16 protein-coding genes and 1 pseudogene are annotated in these 20,821 nt (G+C 70.5%); 5 read left to right on the top strand and 12 right to left on the bottom strand.

From position 1 onward, the window contains the following. Nucleotides 1-126: 126 nt before the first annotated feature. Genes ACFYU9_RS05960 through ACFYU9_RS05975 form a run of 4 tightly spaced genes read right to left on the bottom strand, consistent with a single transcriptional unit; the run spans nucleotide 127 to nucleotide 4,632 of the window. The gene (locus ACFYU9_RS05960) at nucleotides 127-987 is read right to left on the bottom strand and encodes an amidohydrolase family protein (protein ID WP_389343026.1); all 861 of its coding nucleotides are present in this window, start codon (nucleotides 985-987) and stop codon (nucleotides 127-129) included. Nucleotides 988-995: 8 nt separating this feature from the next. Continuing rightward, nucleotides 996-1,880 carry a 3-hydroxyacyl-CoA dehydrogenase NAD-binding domain-containing protein gene (locus ACFYU9_RS05965; protein ID WP_389214046.1) on the bottom strand — a complete coding sequence of 295 codons (885 nt, stop codon included), beginning with the start codon at nucleotides 1,878-1,880 and terminating at the stop codon, nucleotides 996-998. After that, on the bottom strand, nucleotides 1,877-3,856 hold the full coding sequence (locus ACFYU9_RS05970) for an acetoacetate--CoA ligase (RefSeq protein ID WP_389342882.1): 1,980 nt from the start codon (nucleotides 3,854-3,856) through the stop codon (nucleotides 1,877-1,879). The genes ACFYU9_RS05965 and ACFYU9_RS05970 overlap by 4 nt, the downstream gene beginning before the upstream one ends. Further along, entirely contained in the window at nucleotides 3,853-4,632 is a 780-nt protein-coding gene (locus ACFYU9_RS05975; RefSeq protein WP_389342885.1) for a crotonase/enoyl-CoA hydratase family protein, read from the bottom strand. The genes ACFYU9_RS05970 and ACFYU9_RS05975 overlap by 4 nt, the downstream gene beginning before the upstream one ends. A gap of 109 nt (nucleotides 4,633-4,741) precedes the next feature. On the opposite strand from ACFYU9_RS05975, the gene ACFYU9_RS05980 reads away from it, so the two are divergent. After that, nucleotides 4,742-5,167 (top strand): MarR family winged helix-turn-helix transcriptional regulator, encoded by a 426-nt coding sequence (locus tag ACFYU9_RS05980; RefSeq protein ID WP_389214038.1) that lies wholly within the window; start codon nucleotides 4,742-4,744, stop codon nucleotides 5,165-5,167. A 73-nt stretch (nucleotides 5,168-5,240) separates the two neighbouring features. On the opposite strand, the gene ACFYU9_RS05985 is transcribed toward ACFYU9_RS05980, so the two are convergent. The 3 genes from ACFYU9_RS05985 to ACFYU9_RS05995 form a co-directional block, all read right to left on the bottom strand. Further along, on the bottom strand, nucleotides 5,241-5,351 hold the full coding sequence (locus ACFYU9_RS05985; protein ID WP_389215064.1) for a carotenoid oxygenase family protein: 111 nt from the start codon (nucleotides 5,349-5,351) through the stop codon (nucleotides 5,241-5,243). Nucleotides 5,352-5,511: 160 nt separating this feature from the next. Then, complete coding sequence (locus ACFYU9_RS05990; protein ID WP_389342888.1) at nucleotides 5,512-5,676, bottom strand: hypothetical protein; 165 nt, start codon at nucleotides 5,674-5,676, stop codon at nucleotides 5,512-5,514. A gap of 194 nt (nucleotides 5,677-5,870) precedes the next feature. Further along, a complete protein-coding gene (locus tag ACFYU9_RS05995) occupies nucleotides 5,871-6,425 on the bottom strand; it encodes a hypothetical protein (RefSeq protein ID WP_389342891.1) in 555 nt (184 codons plus the stop codon). A 120-nt stretch (nucleotides 6,426-6,545) separates the two neighbouring features. Here ACFYU9_RS05995 and ACFYU9_RS06000 point away from each other — a divergent pair, with 120 nt between their 5' ends. Further along, the gene (locus ACFYU9_RS06000) at nucleotides 6,546-7,058 is read left to right on the top strand and encodes a PadR family transcriptional regulator (protein WP_389342894.1); all 513 of its coding nucleotides are present in this window, start codon (nucleotides 6,546-6,548) and stop codon (nucleotides 7,056-7,058) included. Nucleotides 7,059-7,807: 749 nt separating this feature from the next. Further along, nucleotides 7,808-8,596, top strand: coding sequence for a serine protease (locus tag ACFYU9_RS06005; protein WP_389342897.1), 789 nt, complete (start codon nucleotides 7,808-7,810; stop codon nucleotides 8,594-8,596). Between the two features lie 499 nt (nucleotides 8,597-9,095). Here the strand turns inward: ACFYU9_RS06005 and ACFYU9_RS06010 are convergent, their stop codons facing one another. Further along, nucleotides 9,096-11,600: an IPT/TIG domain-containing protein gene (locus ACFYU9_RS06010; RefSeq protein ID WP_389342900.1), complete on the bottom strand. Its 2,505-nt coding sequence runs from the start codon at nucleotides 11,598-11,600 to the stop codon at nucleotides 9,096-9,098. Nucleotides 11,601-12,326: 726 nt separating this feature from the next. Here ACFYU9_RS06010 and ACFYU9_RS06015 point away from each other — a divergent pair. Continuing rightward, nucleotides 12,327-15,401: a hypothetical protein gene (locus ACFYU9_RS06015; protein ID WP_389342903.1), complete on the top strand. Its 3,075-nt coding sequence runs from the start codon at nucleotides 12,327-12,329 to the stop codon at nucleotides 15,399-15,401. A 580-nt stretch (nucleotides 15,402-15,981) separates the two neighbouring features. Next, nucleotides 15,982-17,265, top strand: coding sequence for a PP2C family protein-serine/threonine phosphatase (locus ACFYU9_RS06020; RefSeq protein WP_389343029.1), 1,284 nt, complete (start codon nucleotides 15,982-15,984; stop codon nucleotides 17,263-17,265). 103 nt (nucleotides 17,266-17,368) lie between these two features. Here the strand turns inward: ACFYU9_RS06020 and ACFYU9_RS06025 are convergent, their stop codons facing one another. The 4 genes and pseudogenes from ACFYU9_RS06025 to ACFYU9_RS06040 all read right to left on the bottom strand — a co-directional run bounded on the left by ACFYU9_RS06025 (nucleotide 17,369) and on the right by ACFYU9_RS06040 (nucleotide 20,070). Then, nucleotides 17,369-17,515 (bottom strand): DUF4265 domain-containing protein, encoded by a 147-nt coding sequence (locus tag ACFYU9_RS06025; protein ID WP_389342906.1) that lies wholly within the window; start codon nucleotides 17,513-17,515, stop codon nucleotides 17,369-17,371. Between the two features lie 309 nt (nucleotides 17,516-17,824). Further along, nucleotides 17,825-17,956: pseudogene (locus tag ACFYU9_RS06030) on the bottom strand (IS5/IS1182 family transposase); the annotation flags it as partial. 60 nt (nucleotides 17,957-18,016) lie between these two features. Continuing rightward, a complete protein-coding gene (locus tag ACFYU9_RS06035; protein WP_389342908.1) occupies nucleotides 18,017-18,883 on the bottom strand; it encodes a DUF3592 domain-containing protein in 867 nt (288 codons plus the stop codon). 77 nt (nucleotides 18,884-18,960) lie between these two features. After that, nucleotides 18,961-20,070: a hypothetical protein gene (locus tag ACFYU9_RS06040; RefSeq protein ID WP_389342911.1), complete on the bottom strand. Its 1,110-nt coding sequence runs from the start codon at nucleotides 20,068-20,070 to the stop codon at nucleotides 18,961-18,963. Between the last annotated feature and the right edge of the window lie 751 nt (nucleotides 20,071-20,821).

Genomic DNA, 20,821 nt, shown 5'->3' on the forward strand with positions numbered 1-20,821 from the left:
GGATGAAGTCCGCCGCCGCCCCGGAGCAGCAGCGGGCGAGCCCGAATGCCGTGGCAAGCCCGTGTGGGAGGAAGCGCGCGGAGCTTCCGTGTGCTCCGCGCGCTCCGGGTGAGGGACCGGCCGGCGTCAGAGGCCGAGGACGCGGAGGGCGTTCTCCTTGAGGATGAGGGGGCGGACCTCTGGCTTGAGGTCGAGGGTTTCGAAGTCGGCCAGCCAGCGGTCGGGCGTGACGACGGGGAAGTCCGAGCCGAACAGCACCTTGTGCCTGAGGAAGGAACCGGCCGCCTTGACCAGCTGCGGCGGGAAGTACTTCGGGGACCAGCCCGACAGGTCGATGTACACGTTGGCCTTGTGCGTGGCGATGGAGATCGCCTCGTCCTGCCAGGGCACCGACGGGTGGGCCAGGACGATCGTCAGGCCGGGGAAGTCGGCGGCGACGTCGTCCAGGAGCATCGGGTCGGAGTAGCGCAGCTTGATGCCGCGCCCACCGGGCAGGCCCGCGCCGATCCCGGACTGTCCGGTGTGGAACAGGGCGGGAACCTCCAGCTCCTGGAGCGCCTCGTAGAGCGGGTAGTGCTCACGGGCGTTCGGTGCGAACGCCTGGAGGCTCGGGTGGAACTTGAAGCCGCGGACGCCGTGGTCGAGGACGAGCGCGCGGGCCCGGGCGACGGCGTCCGGACGGTGCGGGTCGACCGAGCCGAACGGGATGAGGACGTCCGGGTGGGCGGCCGCGGCGTCGGCGATCTCCTCGCTGGACAGTGCGGGATGGCCCAGGCCTGTGGTGGCGTCCACCGTGAAGATCACGGCGGCCATCCGGCGCTCGCGGTAGTGGGCGGCGATGCGCTCGACGGTCGGGGTGCGGTCCTGGCCGGACTTGAAGTAGGCGGCCGAGGCGTCCATCAGCTCGGCGTCGAGCGCGAGATGGCCGTGGGCGTCCTGCTCCACGTGGACGTGGAAGTCGATCGCGGTCAGATCGGCGGGGTTCATCGGGGTACTCACAGGTGGTCGGTCCGCTTCTTGGCGTCGAGGAGGAGGGTGAGGAGGGCGTCGCGTTCGGCGACGAGGCCGGTCTCCGGGGTCCCGGCCAGCTCGTCGGCCACGCCCTGGGTGATCGCGCGCGCCAGCTCGGGCGTGAGACGTGGTGCGCCGAGGTCGGCCCACCATTCCTCCATGGGCGGGCCGAGGTGCTCCAGGACGTGCGCGATGCCGCCGGGGCCGCCCGACAGGTGCTGGTTGAGGAAGGGCCCGAGCAGCGCCCAGCGCAGTCCGGGACCGTGGGCGATGGCGGCGTCGATGTCGGCGACGCTCGCCGCGCCCCGCTCGACGAGGGAGTACGCCTCGCGCCACAGCGCCGCCTGGAGACGGTTCGCGACGTGGCCCGGCAACTCCCGGCGCAGCCGGATCGGATGGCGTCCGAGGCCGCGGTAGAAGCCCATGGCCTCCTCGACGGCGGCCTCCGCCGTCCGCTCGCCCGGCACGACCTCGACCAGCGGGATCAGGTGGGGCGGGTTGAACGGATGCCCGACGAGGACCCGTTCGGGATGGGCCGCGCAGGCGCGCTGGATCCGCGACGGCAGCAGCCCGGAGGAGCTGCTCGCCAGGATGGTCCCCGGCGGGGCGGCGGCGTCGAGTACGGCGAAGACCTCGTCCTTCAGCTCGGGGCGTTCCGGGCCGCTCTCCTGGACGAAGCCGGCGTCGGCGACGGCCTCGGCGAGGTCCGGGGTGAAGGACAGCCGCTCCTGGCGGGCGGTGACCGCCGCCCGGAGCCGGGCCTCCGCCCCGGGGGCGGGGTCGGTCGCGACGACCTCGTGCCCGTACTCCAGGAAGAGGGTGGTCCAGGAGGCCCCGATGACCCCGGTACCGACGACGGCGACCCTCATGACGTGCTCCCGTGCCCGGTGCCTGCGGCTCGCCTGGCGGCGAACGCGACGAAGGGGTCCAGGGAGCGCGGGTCGGCGAGGACGTCGGTGCTGGCGACGGACTCGGGGCGGGCACCGAGGAGGATCCTCTTGACCGGCACCTCCAGCTTCTTGCCGGTCCGGTTGCGCGGGATGGCGGGCACCCGCTCGATGACGTCCGGGACGTGCCGCGGCGACAGTGCCGACCTCAGCGCGCGGGCGATGCGCGTGCGGAGCGCGTCGTCCAGCTCCACCGGTCCGGTGACGAAGAGCAGCAGTTCTCCGTTGCCGCCTTCCGGGTCCTCGATGTGGACGACGAGGCTGTCGTCGACCTCGGGCAGGTCCTCGACGACCGCGTAGAACTCCGCGGTGCCGAGCCGGACGCCGCCGCGGTTGAGAGTGGCGTCGGAGCGTCCGGCGACGATGCAGTGGCCCTCGGGCGCGAATCGCACCCAGTCGCCGTGCCGCCACACGCCCGGGTACTCCTCGAAGTACGCCGACCGGTAGCGGGAGCCGTCGGTGTCGCCCCAGAAGCCGACGGGCATCGACGGCATCGGCTCGGTGATCACCAGTTCGCCCAGCTCGCCCACCACCCGCTCGCCCTTGCTGTCGTAGGCGTACGCGGCGACCCCGAGGCAGGGGCCGGAGATCTCCCCGGCGCGCACGGTCTGCAGCGGGCTGCCCTGGAGGATGCCGGTGCACACGTCGGTGCCTCCGCAGCCGACGTTGAGGAGCACCTGGTCGCCGAACTGCTCGGCCACCCAGCGGAAGCCGTCGGCGGCGAGCGGGCTGCCCGCCGCGCCGAGCTGCCGCAGCCGTGACAGGTCGAACTCCTCGGCGGGCCGGATCCCGGCCTTGCGGCAGGCCATCAGATAGCCGGGGCTCACGCCCATCAGCGTCGCCCCGGTCTCGGCCGCTATCCGCCACTGTTCCCGCAGGTCCGGGTGGACCGGGTTCCCGTCGATCATGACGATGGACGCGCGGACGAGCAGGGCGGACACCAGGGTGTTCCACAGCATCCAGGCGGTGGTGCTGAACCAGAGCATCCGGTCGCCCGGCTTCAGGTCCCAGCTGAGCGCGTTGTTCTTGAGGTGCTCCAGGAGTATGCCGCCGTGCCGGTGCACGATCGCCTTCGGAATGCCGGTGGTCCCGGAGGAGAAGAGCACGAAGAGCGGGTGGTCGAACGGCACGGCCTCGAAGGCGAGTTCCGCCGGCTCCTCCGGTCCGTCGAGCAGCTCGGTCCAGCTCAGGGCGTCGGGCAGGGTGTTCTCCCCGTACGGGACGTGGACGATCCGTTCCACGGTGGGGAGTTTGGCGGCGATCTCCGCCACCTCGGTACGGCGGTCGATGTCCCGTTCCCCGTAGCGGTAGCCGGCGACGGTCAGCAGCACCTTCGGTTCGAGCTGGGCGAACCGGTCGACCACGCTGCGGGAGCCGAACTCCGGTGCGCAGGCCGCCCAGACGGCGCCGATGCTCGCGGTGGCGAGGAAGGCCACCAGGGTCTCCGGTACGTTCGGCAGATACGCGACGACCCGGTCGCCCTTGCCGACGCCGAGGCGGAGGAGTCCGGCGCGGGCGCGGGCCACTTGGTCGCGGAGCTCGCCGAAGGTCAGTTCCATAGGCGCCCTGGTTTGGGAGCGGGCGACGACGGCGACGGCGTCGAGGTCCTCCTCGCGGCCGAGCGCGTGCTCGGCGTAGTTGAGGGTCGCACCGGGGAACCACTCGGTGTCGGGCATGGACTTGCGGCCCAGGGTGGCGGTGGGCGGGGTGTGCGGCCGGACGTCGAAGAACTCCCAGACCGACGACCAGAAGCCCGCCAGATCGGTGACGGACCACTGCCACAGGCTGTCGTAGTCCGGGAAGCGCAGCTGTCGCTCCGACTCCAGCCAGCCGAGGTAGCGGCCGATCTCCGAGTCGTCCCTGACCGTGGGGCCGGGGGTGCTGAGGATCTCGTTCATCGGGCGACCTTTCCGGGGTTGACCTTCGCGGCGCGGCCGTCCAGGAACGCCCGCATCCTCTCCTGGGCGTCGCCGCTGCCGGCCGCGACGGCCGACATGAGGGATTCGAGCAGGAGGCCGCCGGCCGGCGAGGCCTCGGCGATCCTGGGGAGGGCCTGGAGGACGGCGAAGTTGGTCAGCGGCGCGTTTGCCGCGATCCGGCCGGCGAGTTCCACGGCCTTGGCGCGCGCCCCGCCCTCGTCGGTGAGGTACTGCGAGAAGCCGACGGCCTGGCCCTCGGCGGCGTCCAGGACGCGGCCGGTGAGCATCATGTCCGCCATCCGGTGCGCGCCGATCAACCGGGGGATCCGGACCGAGCCGCCACCGCCGACGAACAGGCCGCGCTGCCCTTCGGGAAGGGCGTAGAACGTGGACGGATCGGCCACGCGGATGTGCGCGGAGGCCGCCAGCTCCAGGCCGCCACCGATGACCGCGCCCTTCAGCGCGGCCACCACGGGGACACGCCCGCCCTCGATCGTGTCGAAGACGCGGTGCCACATGAGCGAGTGCTCCAGGGCCTCCTCGGTGGAGCGCTCGGTCAGCTCGCCGAGGTCGAGCCCGGCCGAGAAGTGGTCGCCCTCGGCGTCGAGGACGACGGCCCGCACGTCGGGGCCCGGCTTCCGGAAGAACTCCTCGATGCTCAGCACCGTGGCGTCGTCGAGGGCGTTGCGCTTGGCCGGGCGGCAGAGCGTCAGGACCGCCACTCCGTCGCGGCGGTCAATGGAAAGCGTGCTCAAGGAAGGCTCCTCAATCATCAGGAATCCTGAGTATCGGAGGGCGTGGCGCCACCGAGCAAGGGGGTTGGGCTAGAATTTTCGACAGGATTCCTGATGATGGGGAGGGCATGTGAAGGACGTCGCTCCGCCGTCGCTGCTGTACTCGGTGAAGCAGGTCGAGCTGGCCACCCGCGCCCGGCTCGACGACCTGCTCAAGCCCTCGGGCGTCACCGCTCTGCAGTACACGGCGCTGACCGTGCTCGAACGCCGGGACGGCATGTCCGCGGCCGAGCTCGCCCGCAACTCCTTCGTCACGCCCCAGTCCATGTCCGATCTGGTCGGCGCGCTGGAGCGACGCGGTCTCATCAGCCGGTCCCCGGACCCGGTGAGCCGACGTCGCCACGTCATCAGCCTCACCGACGACGGCCGCGCTCTGCTGGCCCTCCACGCGCCGGCCGTCCGGCAGCTGGAGGACGAGATGCTGAAGGACTTCACGGCCGGCGAGCGCACCGTCTTCCGTGACCTCCTCAACCGCGCCCGCGCGGCGCTCGGGTAGCGCGCCGACCGATCTCGTCGCCCACCCTCCCGGTCCGCTTCCAACCGACGACCGAAGCCTTGCGCCACACGCTTCAGGGCCCGTCCGGCAGCCGGCTGCCGTGGAAGCCGTACGGGATCCGGGCCGGCAGGTGGGCGACGGCGACCGGGTCGGCCGCGAGGTCGGCCGCGTCGAGCCGGGCCAGGTCGCTGCGGGCCGGTGGCGGCGTCGTGGACGTACGTCACCAGCCGACCCGGTCCGCCGGCGGTCCCGTCGGCCGGGGCCAACACCGCCTCGCCGGGCGTGCGGACCGGCCCGAAGTCGTGGACCGTCACGGCCCCGGTCCGCAGGTCGTACCGGCGCAGTCAATGCGCGCAGGTGACGTGCCCGAACTCGGCCTGGCGGCCGGTCTGCCGGTCACCGACGCGGGAGAACTCGCCGGGCCGGTCATCGCACTGCTCCTCCCGGACGGTTCCGGCGGCCGGGTCGCGGGTCCACTTCCGGAGCACGGCCTCCCGGCCGCCGCTCACGGACCCGGCACGGTCGCGCCGCGACAGCTCCGGGGTAGGTGAGGTGCGCAGGCACCAGCCGGACGAGGGCATCCGGGATCCGCCCGGTGACGGGCAGGTCGTGCGCGGTCAGCTCCGCCGCGACGGTGCGCAGTTGCCCGAGAGGTGGCGGGGTGCGCTGCCGGCGGGACTGCCGGGCGTGAGGGTGTCGATGCTCATCGGGCGCCCGCCTTGGCCTGGGTGGCGGCGACGTAGCGACTGGTGAAGAGCATCGGGAGGACGAAGCCGGCGGCCTGGACGAGCGTGGCGGCGGTGGTGTGGCCCCGGCCGGCGTGCGCGAGCAGCGCGAGGCCGGCGGCCGTCAGTGCGAAGGCCCCCGCCCACACGCCGGTGATGACGGTGTTGGCCCGGACGAAGGGCCGCAGCCCCCACACCTCGCGGGGCGTGCCGCGCTTGGCGATGCCCAGAGTGAAGGGCTTGCGGATGAGCAGCGAGACCCCGGCGACCAGGGCCAGGACGGCCGAGGAGAGAGCGGCCGAGTAGTCGTGCACGTCCGAGCCGGGGTCGGCGAAGGCGATGCAGGCCAGGACCGCGAAGAAGGCCGCGGAGCCGATCTCGATGATCAGTGCGTCGAAGCCGACGCCCTCGCGGCGCTGCTGGACGATGATCGCCACCGCCGCGACCAGCGCGGCCGCCGCGCCCCACTGCCATTGGGCGGACGGAATCACCGCGAAGACGATCCACGGCAGGAAGGTGCGCAGGTACGACATCGAAATCCCCCGGTCGATCGGTCCGCCGGTCGGCCCGCCGGACTCATATTCCTGTTATGACATGTCGAAAGTAGACCTTCCAAAGGTGACATGTCAAGGATGGAAGGTAGAGTGGGAGCCATGAGCCTTCGACACGCCCTTCTCGGACTCCTGTCAGAGCGCCCGGCCAGCGGCTACGACCTGCTGAAGCGGTTCGAGACCTCACTGGCCAACGTGTGGCCCGCCACCCAGAGCCAGATGTACTCGGAGCTGTCCAAGCTGGCAGCGAACGGGCTGATCGACGTATCGGCCGAGGGCCCGCGGGGCCGCAAGGAGTACACCCTCACCGACGAGGGGCTGACAGAACTGCGGCACTGGCTGACCGAGACCAAGCCGCAGCGCAACACCCGCAGCGACATCCTGCTTCGGGTCTTCTTCCTGGGAGTGCTCACCCCCGAGCAGGCACGGGGCTACCTGACCGAGCTTCAGGAACTGTCCGAGCGGGAGTACGAGAACCTGCGCCGGTTGGAGTCCTCGATCGACTGGGGTGACGACCGGCTGTCGGTGCACGGCCGGATCGCCCTGGAGTACGGGCTCCGGTTCAACGCGATGCGCCGGGAGTGGGCGCAGTGGGCCGCCGGGCAACTGCGCTGACATCCGGGGCAGAGGCATGGCGAGGCGGGGGGCGAGCGGTGAGGGAGACGCGGCACCCTCCGACCAGACCGGCGACCCTGACGCGCATTCCAGGAGCCGTTCCGGAAAGACCGGATTGGCAGCGAGCAGCGGCGCGGTGACCCAGGACGGCACGGGCGACGGTGGCCCGAACACCCCGCAGAGCCCCTGCGCGACGGTGAGTTCCTGTCCCGGTGACAGCGAGGCACTGCCGAGATCCACTTCCTGTGAGGTCTCCGCCGCCTCGAGGACGCATATCTCTGAGCTGTCGGTGTAGACCTTGATGGTCGCCGTGGGTACGAGGTCCTCGATCACGATCCACTGTGAGCCGGGGCAGGGGCGCGTCGACACCCGCGGCGGTCCGGGCGGTTGCGTGGCGCAGGCCGTCATGGGGCCCTCGCCCCAGCTTGGCACCCAGCCGTCTGTGTCATGGAGCAGCACGGGGTTGCCGGCTGCGAGCAATGACAGATGCCACTGCATCGTGCAGCCGCCCGACGCCAGGTACAGCCATGGCCCGGGCAGCCCTGCCGCACGGTCGCGTTCGTGCCAGGTGATCGAACAGGGCCAGTCGATCAGGTCCCCCGGCGCGCGCCGACCGTCACCGTGCGGAGGCACCCGCTCGATCACGGGCCCATGAGAGTGGCTGAATTTCGCCCTGTCTGACAGGGCATGCTCTTGGATCACTCGTGCGGCGGGGGAGGGTCTCCTGTCTGTTTCAGAGTGGGGTTTTCATGGCCTGGTCATGGCGCAGGACATCGTGGCGGGGGCTGGCAGGCGTCACGCTGGTGGGCACGTTGCTGGGGCTCTTGTCCAGCACGGTGCCGGCACACGCCATCGTCAATGGCACAAAGGCCACACGGATGCCCCCGTACATGGCGTCACTCCAGGAGTACAGGAGGCACATCTGCGGTGGGGTCATTCTGGACGACAGGACGATCCTCACCGCCGCGCACTGCCTCCAACGCCAAAGCCCTCCGAGTGCGCTGAGCGTGGGGGTGGGCAGCCTCCGGCTCGACGGGACCACCAACTACCCCGTGGAGAAGTACGTTGTCCACCCGCAGTACAGCATGTTTGTCGAGTACAACAACGACGTCGCGGTGCTCAAGCTGGCGACGCCTCTGACCTTCAAGCCCGGCAGCGTCGGCCCGGTCAGCTGGCCGCCCTCCTCCGGCCAGCCGCCGTACGGCCAGATCCTCTCCATCGCAGGATGGGGGCTCCTTTCCGAAGGCGGCTCGGCACCGAATGACCTGTACACCACGAATGTGATGGTCCTGAGGAACGACGAAGAGGGGTGCTCGAACTACTCCAGAGAAGGCCGCCTCTCTGACACGATGTTCTGCGCCGGATACCCGGACGGGCACACGGATGCCTGCCAGGGGGACAGCGGCGGCGCGCTCGTCAACCGGTACAACGAGCTGGTCGGCATCGCCTCCTGGGGCCAGGGCTGCGCCCTGCCAGGACGGGCCGGCGTGTACACGAACGTCAACAAGCTCTACTCCTGGATCAAGGCCAACATGTAACCCCACACAGGACAATGCGGACCGTCGTGCACAGAAGCGTTGGAGCACGCGCCGTACGTCACCACAGAGCGCAGGGCCCTGGCGGATGCCAGGGCCCTGAGTCGTATCAGGTCGGTGACAGCCACGGGGATGCCAAGGGTCTGATCACCAGCACGCCCCCGGGGCGGCGAGAAAGGGGATCTCCAGAAGGGACCGTCCGGCGGGGTCTTCGTCCGAGCCGGCCGACCACGGCCTGGGACGGTCCCGTGGCGGACTGACCGGCAAGATCGCCGAAGCCCTTGTCGGTGGTGATCGCGGCCGGGCAGCGAGGTGACTCATCGCAGTTCGAGCCGGTCCTGGAAGCGATCCGGGTGCCCGGATCGGGCGTGGCAGGCCGCGCAAGCGCCCGGACCGGGTCCGGGCCGACAAGGCGTACGACTCCCGCGGCGGCGCGGTCGGTTGGTGCGCGCGGTCGGCCGGTCCGGGCGTGGGCGCCCGGGCCGGCCGACCGGCGACGGGGTCAGAGTCTGATCAGTGCTCCGGTGGCGGTGGCCGGGGCCAGGGCTGGTGTTCCGGCGAAGGTAGCGTTGTAGTGCAGGGCGAGCAGGGCCGTGAGGACGGGCACGACACCCGCGCACTCGGCGGTGCCTGCGACGTCGGTCGTGCCGGAGCACACGGTGGTCGATCCGACGGTGAAGACGACGTTCTGGCCGGGGACGGGCCGTCCGGTGGTGGTGTCCGTCAACGTGGCCGACAGGTTGAGGGTCAGGTTGAGCGGGCCTGGTTGCAGGTTGAGCAGGATCGGGCTGGCCGTGAGGCTGGTGGTGTCCCGGTTGTACGTGTACTTCGCGGTGCCGGTGCCGCCGATGGTGGTGACCGCCACGTCCACGGACGTACCGGCGGTGCCCGCCGGGGCGACGGCCGTGATCGAGGTGCTGCTGGTGACCGTGAAGGAGGTGGCGGCCGTGCCGCCGAAGGTCACGGCCGTGGCCCCGGTGAAGCCGGTGCCGGTGATCGTCACCTGATTACCGCCGGGGGAGGCCCCGTTGCTCGGGCTCAGGGCCGTGAGGGTGGGCGCGGCGACGTAGGTGTACTGGGCGGCCGTGCCGGTGGCGCTGGTGCCGTTGTCGGTGGTGACGGTGACGTCCACCGTTCCCTCGACCCCGGCGGGGGCGGTGGCGGTGATGCTCGTGGCGCTGGTGACGGTGAACGACGTCGCGGGTGTGGCGCCGAAGTGGACGGCGCTCGCGCCGGTGAAGCCGGTCCCGGTGATCGTCACCTGGGTGCCGCCGGTGGCCGGGCCGGAGGCGGGGCTCACCGCGCTCACCACGGGAGCCGGGATGTAGGTGAAGCGGTCGTCCGGTTGGCTGGTGCTGGTGCCGTTCGGGGTCGTGACGGTGATGTCCACGGTCCCGGTCCCCGCCGGAGCGGTGGCGGTGATGGACGTCGTGCCGGTGACGGTGAAGGAGGCGGCCGGCGTCGACCCGAAGTGCACTGCGGTGGTGCCGCCCAGATTGGTGCCCGTGATGGTGACCTTGGTTCCGCCGAGTGCCGGGCCGCTGGTCGGGCTCACGGTGGTCACGGCGGGCTGCGCGACGTAGGTGTAGCGGGCGGCGGCACCAGCCACGCTGGTTCCGCCGGGCGTGGTGACCTGGACGTCCACGGCGCCGGCGGTGCCGGCCGGTGCGGTGGCGGTGCAGGAGGTCGCCGAGCAGGACACGTCGGTGGCCGGGTGGCCCGTGCCGAAGGTCACCGAGGTCGCCCCGGACAGGCCGGTGCCGGTGATGGTGACCGTGGTGCCGCCCGCCAGCGGGCCGGAGTCGGGGCTGACGCCGGTCACGACGGGGTACGCGATGTAGGTGTAGCGGTCGGCGCTGCCCGCCGCGCTGGTGCCGTTGGGCGTGGTGACCTGGACGTCCACGGTGCCGGCGGTGCCGGCCGGTGCGGTGGCGGTGCAGGAGGTCGCCGAGCAGGACACGTCGGTGGCCGGGTGGCCCGTGCCGAAGGTCACCGAGGTCGCCCCGGACAGGTCGGTGCCGGTGATGGTGACCGTGGTGCCGCCGGCGGCCGGGCCGGAGGCGGGGCTGATGCCGGTGACCACGGGCAGCGGCGGCGGCACGGCGAGCACGTTCACCGAGTTCAGGCCGTTGTCGGTGACGTAGGCGTACGCGCCGTCGGGGGTGAAGACCGCCCCGTAGGGGTTGTGGACCGGGGCGAACGATGCCACCGTGTCCGTGGCCGTGCTGATCACGGCGATGCCGTTGCCCGCGGAGACGAAGACGTGGGAGCCGTCCGGCATGATGGCCAGGTTGTACGAGGCGGGTCCGGTCGGGATCGTCTTCGTGACCGTGTTGGTGGTGGTGTCGATCACGCTGGCCGACTGGTACTGCCCATTGGCGACGTAGACCTTGGAGCCGTCCGGGGTGACGGCCAGGTCACTGCCGTCGCTGGGCGTGCTGATCGTCGCGACCTTGGCGTTGCCGGCCGTACGGTCGAGGACGGCGAGGGAACCGCGGTATCCCAGCGCGTAGACGTAGTGCTCGTCCGGGGAGAGGGCTATCTCCACCGAGTCCTGCGCGATCGTCTGCACGACCGCATGGGTGGCGGTGCTGACGACCGTGATGGTGGAGTTGGTGGAGACCCAGAGTTCGCTGCCGTCGTGGGTGACCGCGAGAGAACTGGGGGAGCCCAGACCGGAGATGGTGCGTGTGATGGTGTTGGTCGCCGTGCTGATGACGCTGACCGAATTGCTGTATCTGTTCGCCACGTAGACGGTCGACCCGTCGGGGGTGACGGCGACGTCCCACGGCATCTGACCCACCGGGATCGTCGCCTTGACGGTGTTGCTGGCCGTGTCCACCACACTGACCGAGTTGCCGTTCACGTTCACGACGTACACGCTCGACCCGTCCGGGGTGATCGCCGCGTACAGCGGGGAGTCGCCGACGCGGATGGTCGCGATCACCTTGGTGGGCGGGGCGCTCGCCGCGGCGGTACCGGCCACCCCGGCCAGGGCCAGGGCCATGGTCAGCACGGCGCCGGTCGCGGCTCTGGCCCAGGATCTTGCGCGTCTAGGCCCCCAGGACGGTAACGCCCCCAACTCTCGGATACGGGACAGGCGCATAGCGGTATTCCCCCCTCGCTGCGTCCACCGCGCCCCGGCAGCCCCTGGTGAGCTTCCCTGAAAGAGGGCACGGCGACTTGGTCAGAGGCAGACTCGCACAGCGGACCAGTTGACGATCGACGAACGAGAACATTCGCACGCCCCGTCGACATGACCGAACCTGGCGGGGCTGAAAGTGCTGGTCACAGCCACTCATTGATGGCTGCGACCAGCACTGTCGCTTCGTAGTGGACGGCGAGCTTGTCGTACTCCGTGACCCTAGACAGCCAAGGGCTTTGACGTGTGACTACTCCGCTCCTCGGTTCGTCCCGGAGGGCGGAGGGCACCGCGCCGTACGCCCTGCGCTCTCGACCCGCGCAAGCCCTGCGCTCCGAGAGCAGGAAGGCCGTACGGTCATTGTCGTGAAGCCCGGCACGCGGACGGGCAGCCTCTTCAACTCCATGCTCGGACAGTGCTGTTGCACGGTGAGGCGCGCTTTCTGGCCATTTCCGGCAAAGTGTGCTGCTGCTGTGATCGAAATGTGTAGCTTTCGTGCGACACGGAAGGCGTAGTTGCCTTTGCGCCAGACGCTGTGGGGTCTGGCCTCCACGGCGACTGCCCTTCCCTCCTCCTGAGACGGGACACTTGATGAGCCCTACGAGCGCCGAATCATCCGCGACCACCCCGCCGACCTCCACGAGCACGTCGGCCACGTCCGATGCGGACAAGACGATGCTCGACGGCCCCACGCCGAAAGACTTACTCCCCACCACCGGCAACTACCCGACGGAGATCGTCCGGTACCGGTCGGTAGTGCTCACCGATATTCCCGGAGCGAAGCCGACCCGCGCCCTGACCGGTGCCGTCGACCTCGGCGCGGAGGACCTGCCGTTCTACAACCGCCCGGCCGAGGGCATGATCGTCACCACCGAGCAGAGCTGGTCGGCCCAGGGCGTGACGCTCGGCAGGCTGCTGCACAGCCTGGCGCTCGCGCCCGGCGAGAGCACCCGGGTCGCAGTGGTCGACTGGCAGCGCACCACCCGGGCCACCGGTACCGAGACGGCGTCCGAACACGAGGTGCTCTTCGGGAGCACCGAGCAGAACCGGTCGATCAGCGAGGTCGCGAACACGATCGCCCATGAGGAGCAGTACGGCGAATCGCAAGGGGCCCAGAAGAGCCAGTCGTCCAGCTCCGGCGGCAGTCTCGGCGTCTCCGTCTTCGGTATCAGCGGCGGCGGCAACTGGAGCAAGTCGTCGAACTCGGGCGTCGCGATGTCGGTTTCACGCTCCACGGGCACGAAGTGGGTCGCGGCGGAGGCGACGCAGCGGATCAGCGCACGGACCCAGCAGCTCGCGACCGCGGCCCGCAGCCGGAACATGACGGTCGTGCGCGAGACGACGCAGACGGAGAACGACAAGGTCACCACCCGGGTCGTCACCAACTACAACCACATGCACGCGATGTCGGTGCAGTACTACGAGGTCGTCCAGGTCTACAGCGTGACGACTAGGCCGGCCAAGCTGGAACGCTGTCTGTTCATCCCGCTGCAGGAGCTCACCTTCACACCCACCAGCCTCCAGCGGTACAAGGAGGTGCTCGCGTCGGTGGCTCCGGCCGACTGGGCGATGAAGATCCGCGCGGCGAACCCGTTCGAGACCGCCGTGCGCAGGCTCGACGCGTGCTCGGCGCCGGAGGTGGCGGACCGCCAGGAGTTCGACGGGGTGGAGCTGGCCGACATCGCCGCCTCGTCGATGGGTGTGTACGGGGTGCGCAAGGCCGACGGCGTCCCGATGCGGTTCGACCCGGCGACGCAGCGGTGGAATCCGCTGCCCACCACGGGCCTGACCGGGGGCCTGACCCGCATCGCGCCGGGCAAGAACATCGTCTGGGGGATCCGAGCCAGCGACAAATTGATCCTCCAGTTCGACGGGACGACCTGGCGCCCCGACCCGGTGACCGGCTGGGCGCTGCGCATCGCCTGCGGCACAGACGACACGGTCTCCATGGTCGGCACCAACAACTTGATCCACCAGCGGGGCCAGAGCTCGTACTCGAGCACGGGCATCGTGGCCGACGACCTCGCCGTCACCGGCAAGGACAAGCTGTGGTACTCCCGGCAGGGGGTCGTGTACGAGCGCAGCAGCGGTACCGAGGGGATCCGGCGGAACGGACCGGGCGTGCAGAGCCTGTCCGCCACGTCCGACGGCGCGGTCTGGGCCGTCGTCCAGGCCCAGCCCACCGGCGAGACGATGCCCCTGCTGGTCCAGAGCGGCACGACGAGCGTGATCCGTCCCGCGATAGGCGGCCTGCAGAGCACCACCGGGCTGGCGCAGATCGCCTCCGCCGGCGGGGACTACTGGGTCCTCATGAGCAACGGGACAGTGCGCCGGATCATGGGGCGAGAGACCCCGATACCCTTCGACGACCAGCCGAAGGCGGAGTCCCCCTACGCGTCCCGGATCGACGTGTGGTCCGACAGCGACGGCATCCGCGGCATCCAGGTGGTCTTCCCGAGCCACGTCTTCGGCTGCGGCGACATCGGCGGCTCCGGCGCGCAGCAGGCGTCCTACACCTTCGGCGGCGGCGACAGGCTGGTCTCCTACGAAGCCTGGAGCGGCAGGGCAGGCCGCGGCAGCCTCGCCGGGCTGCGCCTGAAGATGACCTCGGGCGTGGCGAACTTTGGCACCGCCGCGACCACCACCGCCGCACCCGACCTGTCCGAGGACGCCGGCGGCGCCTCGACGATCTGCGGGCTGTTCGGCTCCACGGTCAAGTCCGGCAGCCGCACCTACGTCGCCTCGATCGGCTTCCACGTGCGCGGCGGGAAGGTGCCCCAGGCGGTCCTGGACCACCTCAACGACAACAGCCGGCACTACAGCCGGGCCGTGTGGGCCAACGCCGACGAGCTGACGCTCAGCCGCATCCTCGCCAATTACTCCTACACCCCTGCGGGTTCGACCGCCGAGCCGGTCCCGCTCGGCATGCTGCTGGACCCGAAGCCGGTCGCCGCCACCGCCAACTACCTGGGGTTCCGCTGGAACTTCGCCAGCGAGGAGGAACGGGAGGAGTGGACCAACTCCCGCAAGGCGAGCGACAACACGTTCGGGGCACCGGCGACCAGCACGATCGCCCTCGCCACCGACGGCGTCTTCGCCGAGGCCGTCCTCGGCCGGTCCAACTCGGCCGAGAAGATCGACCTCACCCGCTTCTGGAACTGGAAGGACTCGCCGATCCAGATCACCCCCGCCGACATCGCCCCCGTCTCCACCGCCACACGCGCGCAGAACCTCGACACCACGGCGGCCGGCATGGGCGTCTCCCAGGCCAAGTTCACCCCGCTGGTGGCGATGCCCGACCCGAACGGCCTCCAGGCGATCCAGGCCATCACCACGGCCAACCTGTTCCGCGACATGAGCGGCCTCGCCCAGATGAGCCAGGTCCTCAGCAAGGGCATCGAAGCCGCCGCCACCAACGACAAGGAAGCCGGCGTACGTGCCCAGGAAGCCCTGAAGACCGCCACCGAACACCTTCAGAAGATGGCCCAGATCGCGGTCGACGCGGCTGGCAAGGCCGTACCGCTCGTCACCGGGGGAGCCGGAGGCGGCAACCTCAGCGCCCTCGGCGGCATGCTCAACCAGGGCATCAAGACCGACCCGCCCAAGCCCGCCCCCGCGCCGGCGTCCGGGACCGCCCCCGCGTCCGACTCGGGCGCGAAAGCCTGACCCCCGCGCCGTGTGGGTCCGGGCCGCCACCCTGACCCACACGACGCCCCCAGGGCAGCGCCAGCCGTTACGGGGCCGTCCGGAGGCGGATTTCCCAGGCCCCTTCTTCCAGGCCGCCCCCTTCCGGATGAGTTGAACCCGGGCCCGTGCCCGATGATCTCGACCGGCAGGATGGCCAGGTGCCGTCTGCTCTTGTTCCGCACGAAGGCGGCGGGGTCACCTGCCATGAGGCGGAGCAGCTCCTTGACATTTGTGGGTGACTAGGGTGTTCCTTGCTTCCGGCAGGTCCGCCTCGCCGACGGCGGCCGGATCCGGCCGGTTCGGCCTGCAGGTGGGGCAGCTCGGCCGGCCAGCATCGGCGTCATGGGGCACCAAGCGGTTGGCGCTCGGCCGTGTCCGGCTCCCGCGATCGGTGACGCCTGCTGAGCGTGTGCTCCCGGCCTGGTGACGGTGTCGCGCGTAGCGTTGACGGTGATGAACGAGGCGACGCATGAATCATGATGCGGACCATCCCGGCACGTCACCTGGTGAGGGGGACAGGCCGGATCTTCGGCTGTTCCTGGACGATCAGTTGGACGGAATCGCTCAGCAGTTGCGTGCTCTGGCCAGGGCGAGGGACCGGGTGCAGGGGCTGCTGTCGGCGGTGCTAGCCATCGGCAGCGAGCTGGACCTGCCGACGGTGCTCCGCCGTATCGTCACGACCGCCATGGACTTGGCCGACGCCCGCTACGGAGCGCTCGGCGTGCTCGCCCCCTCCGGCGACCACCTGGAGCAGTTCATCACCGCCGGCTTGACCGACGACGAACGCGCGGCCCTCGCCGGGGTCGACTTTCCCCACGGCCGCGGCGTTCTCGGGCACCTGATCCACCATCCCGAGCCGCTGCGGGTGGACGACATCCCCTCCCACCCGGCCTCGGTCGGCTTCCCGCCCGGCCATCCGCCCATGCGCACCCTGCTCGGCGTGGCGATCAGCGTCCGAGGCGAGATCTACGGGGACCTCTACCTCTCCGGACGCCATGACGGCCAGCCATTCGACCGGGACGACGAAGAGGTCGTACGCGCCCTCGCGGGAGCAGCCGGCATCGCCATTGAGAACGCCCGCCTGTTCGGCTACATGCGCGACAGCGCTGAACAGTTCCAGCGACTCCTGCTGCCCGTCCTGCCGGACCTCACCCCGTTCTCCGGCGCCGCGGTCTACCGCACCGCCGCCGAACCGGCCACCGTCGGCGGCGACTGGTACGACGCCGCCGTCCTGCCCGACCGGGCCTGCGCGGCTGTCATCGGCGACGTCGTCGGCCACGACCTGCACGCCGCAGCCGCCATGGCCCAGGCCCGCAACATGCTCCGGGCCCTGCTCTACGCCCGCAAGACCCCGCCCAGCGCGGTGCTGACGCAGCTCGACCGCACCATCCAGGCCATCACCGACCTGCCCGTCACCACCGCCTTGCTGGCCCGGATCGAACCCGCCACCAACGGCTGGACCCTCCACTGGAGTACCGCCGGTCACCTGCCGCCGCTCATCCTCACTCCCGTCGGACCCCCTCGGTACCTGCACGCCGAACCCGGCATCCCCCTCGGCGTCGACGACGAGATCCGTCGCCCCGACCACACCCACCTCCTGCCTGGTGGCACCACCGTCCTGCTCTTCACTGACGGCCTCGTCGAACACCCCGATCACGCCATCGACGACCGCCTGCACGCCCTCGCCGACCTCGCCGCCGCCCACGCCCACCAGCCCCTGGACGACCTCGTCCGCATCCTCGCCGACAACCACCCCAGCGACGGCCACGACGACATGGCCATCCTGGCCATCCGAACCCCCACCGAAGACCGACTGCACGAGCCGCTCCCGTCTGAAGGGTGACGCCGGGGCTGGCAGCCGCCGAGGCGTCCCGTCCGTCCCGGGCCCGGGGCTCCGAGCTACGCGATCTGCCTACCGCTGTGTCGCTACGGACCGTCTCTCCTGCCTAGAGGAGACATTCGCTGTCGGGCTCCACCTTGATGATGTCCCCGCTGGCAACTCCACGTACGAACCAGGGAGTGTTGTCCAAACGCAGCGTGCCGTCATCGTTCAGGTGAGGCCCATGAAGTCGAGGAGGAACCACTTCTCGCACTCATACCGATCGCGAAGTGCCAATGTTCCGTCTGCCACGAGATCCTTCCCGTCCCACCACCATCGTGGCCTCGAATCGAGAGCTCCTGGATAGTTGAAGAGCTTGTGGGGAAGAGGTTCTCATCGAAATTGCTCGGAACCCTGTTCGCCGACGACGACGCCCACGACGGCATCGGCTGCGAGTGCGAAGTCGGGAGTTTCGTCGTCGTTGAACGTAAGCCGCCATTCGCGCTCGTGCAACCAACCAGCGGAGCCGGGTTCGTAGCGCACTCGACGGCCGCGGAATCGGGCTGGCATTCCATGAGCGTTTTCAGCGGTACCTCTTCAGGGTGAGGACGGCTTCGGTGATGACGCTCATGCGGTCGGGGCCAATGCGGGATCCACAGAAGATCCGCCAGGACCTCAGCCGCGCCACGCCTCGTTCGACGGGTGCCCGGGCGGCGCCGGCTGTCGCCTGGCGTCGTGCCGGCCGCGGGGCCGGCTCGTCAGGGGGTTGTGGGCGTCAGCCCGTGATCAGGATCCCTCCCGCCACGGCCGCTGCCACCCCCACGAGAAGGGCCACGACGCCGAACGCGATCTCGCTGACTCGGGAGCGGTGTTCGGCGGCGAGGTCCGTGGTGAAGACGCCCGGGTCGTCGGGGCGGTAGTGGATCGTGAGGTCCCGGCCGCGCGAGCCGACGGGATCGCGCAGCCCTTCGGTGCGGTAGGCGGTGACGGCGGTGCCGTCGTGGGTGGTGAAGGCGACGACCGGGGTGTGGCTGGTGAGGGTTTCACCGTCCTCGTCGACTGTGACGTCCTTCAGTACGGCGATGACGCGGCCCGGGACAGGGTCGCCGGAGGCGAGGCCCTCGATGCGCAGGCGTGTGTCGCGTACGGTCCCGGGCAGGTAGGTCGCGCCCAGCAGCGTCCAGGGCACGCCGAAGCCGATGAGGGCCCACGGCCAGCCCCAGTCGATCGAGGCGACGACGACCAGCCCGACGTAGATGAGGAAGACGGCGAAGTTGGGCCAGCCGAGCCCGCTTCGTCCGGCGTCCGGGTCGGTGGTGAAGCGGTAGGCGTGCGGGCGGCCGGGAGGGTAGCGGATGCCGATCTCCCGGCCCGTCCAGGCCGTGCTGATCCGGTCGCCGCACTCGCCGTCATTGGTGACGGTGAACTCCTGCCCCGTGGCGGGATCGCGGAAGGTGACGACCACGGCGATCCCCTCGCGTCCCGAGCTCCCGTGCCGGGGCTCCGCGACCCGCTCGATCCGGCCCATGACGCGGACCGCCCGCTGGCCGCGGGTCACCCCGGCCAGCGCCCGTCCGTATCCGACGAGCGCGACGGCGCCGAGGACGACGCACCACAACGCCAGACATCCGTGCCAGCCCATCCGTGCTCCTCCTGGTCCCAACCGCCTGCCCCGCCCGGCTCACCCGTTCCGTCCGGGTGCCCGTACCGTCCGGACCGTCAGCGCGCCGGGACGCGCCGCACGATCTCGCCGTGGCCGTTCGCCTCCAACGAGGCGGCGCCGTCGGCGCCGGTCACCCCGATCCTGAGGGTGAGGGCGCCGGACAGGCTCTCGGCGGTGAGCTGCCAGGTCCGCGGGGAGCGGACGCCGAGAGTGGTCCTGGCCTCCCGGACGAGGGCGGGGATGCGCGGGTAGGGCAGGGCGTCCAGGTCGAAGCCGGGTGCCTGCGAGCCTGCGGGGGTGAAGACGACGGTGAGGAGGCGGTCCTGCGCGACGACAGTGAGGGCCTGGCGCTTTTTGCCGTCGCCCTTGGTGAGCGAGTCAACCGCGTGACGCAGCCGGCCCTCGTCGAACAGGGACTGTCCGGGGCCGAGGGCGACGGTGCCGGACGCGGCCGAGACGATCGTGGTGGACGAGGTGCCGGGGTCGGCGGGCCCAGCTGCCGAGGGAGGCCGGTCGGTGAGGTCTTCCGGGCCGAAGAGTTCGGCCCGAAGGACGAAGACCACCCCGGCCGCGCCCAGCAGCAGGGCGAGGAGCGTGAGGTAGCCGCCGACGGTGCCGCCCGGGGGCGCCTCGCCGGCCAGGACCGGGCCGGGAGCCGAATCGATGCGGGCCGCGGTCGCGCGGTCCTCCCATTCCGGTGTCGGGCGCTTCACCAGCTTCACCGCCCACGGTTGGTGCGGTGGGTACTGGACGACGACGATGCCGCCTGGTTTGTAGTCGGGCAGGTCGACGAGATTGACCGACTGGGTGGACTCGACACGGTACGCCGGTCCGCCGTCCGGGGCGACGGTGAGGCCGAAGCGGACGGGCACGTCGCTGCTCTCCCCGCCTGTGGCGCGCAGGCTCTCGATCATGGCGAGCGCGGTCCGGGGGACGATGGCCGCCTCGCGTGCGCGCTGGGGCGCCCCAGCGGCGAGGACCAGCAGTCCGTAGGCGATGGGGACGGCCAGGCCGCCGACCAGCAGGGGAACGCGTTCGAGGACAGTGCCGACGACGAGTGCGGCGAGCGAGCTCCCGATCACCGCGCCCGTGAGGATCCCGCGGGCGAGGTCGAGGGGGGTGCGGCGCGTCGGCGGTCCGCTCGGAGGAGCCGGCGTGATCGTCATACCGAGATTGTGGCGGCCCGGGCCGCGGTCCGGTAGGCGTCCGGGCGCCCTTCTCTCCCCCAACGGCGTTTCATGGGAAGGGTGTTGTCACCTGCCGGGCCACCCGGGCAGCCGGGCAGCCGGCCGATACGTTGACCGCTCCGGGCGCCGGGAAACCGCTCCCACGCTTCTGGCGAACCGCGAGCTCACTGCGTCGACCACCGGAATTCAGGTGCGATCCAACTGCCGAACCGGCCGCCGACCAACCGTCTCTGTCCCGCCTGGTCAGACGTACTTGTGAACACCCCTGTGACCGATGTGGTCATCGGTTACAGCTGTGTCCGGCGCTTTGCCGCAGGGGTGACCGATGTTCGATGGTGGCGACCCTCTTGGCTGACGGTGGTGGGTGACTGATGTGTGGGTCGGTCATCCGCAGTGGTTACTGATGGGCTCGGCTGACTGACTGACTGACTGACTGGCTGGCTGGCTGGCTGGTTGAGGTGAGGCGATGAGGATCCGATCGGTCACCGGTCGTGACCGATCGCCGTTGGTCGGTCACTCGCAAGCTGGCGGAGTGTTGAGGCCTGCGATGAAGGTGGGGGCTGCTGGGGTGTTGCCCCTCTGTCGCGGGCGTCCTTTGTCGTCGTGGGTCGCGTACTTACCACCGTACTTACCACCGTGCTTACCACCGTGCTTACCACTGGGCTTACCACCGGGTTTACCGAGAGGAGTTGTGGCCACGGGCCGCGCGGCGGTGCTGTCTGGTGTGTAC

Origin of the sequence: Streptomyces sp. NPDC004327 (assembly GCF_042873935.1) — a bacterium.
Lineage (GTDB): Bacteria > Actinomycetota > Actinomycetes > Streptomycetales > Streptomycetaceae > Streptomyces.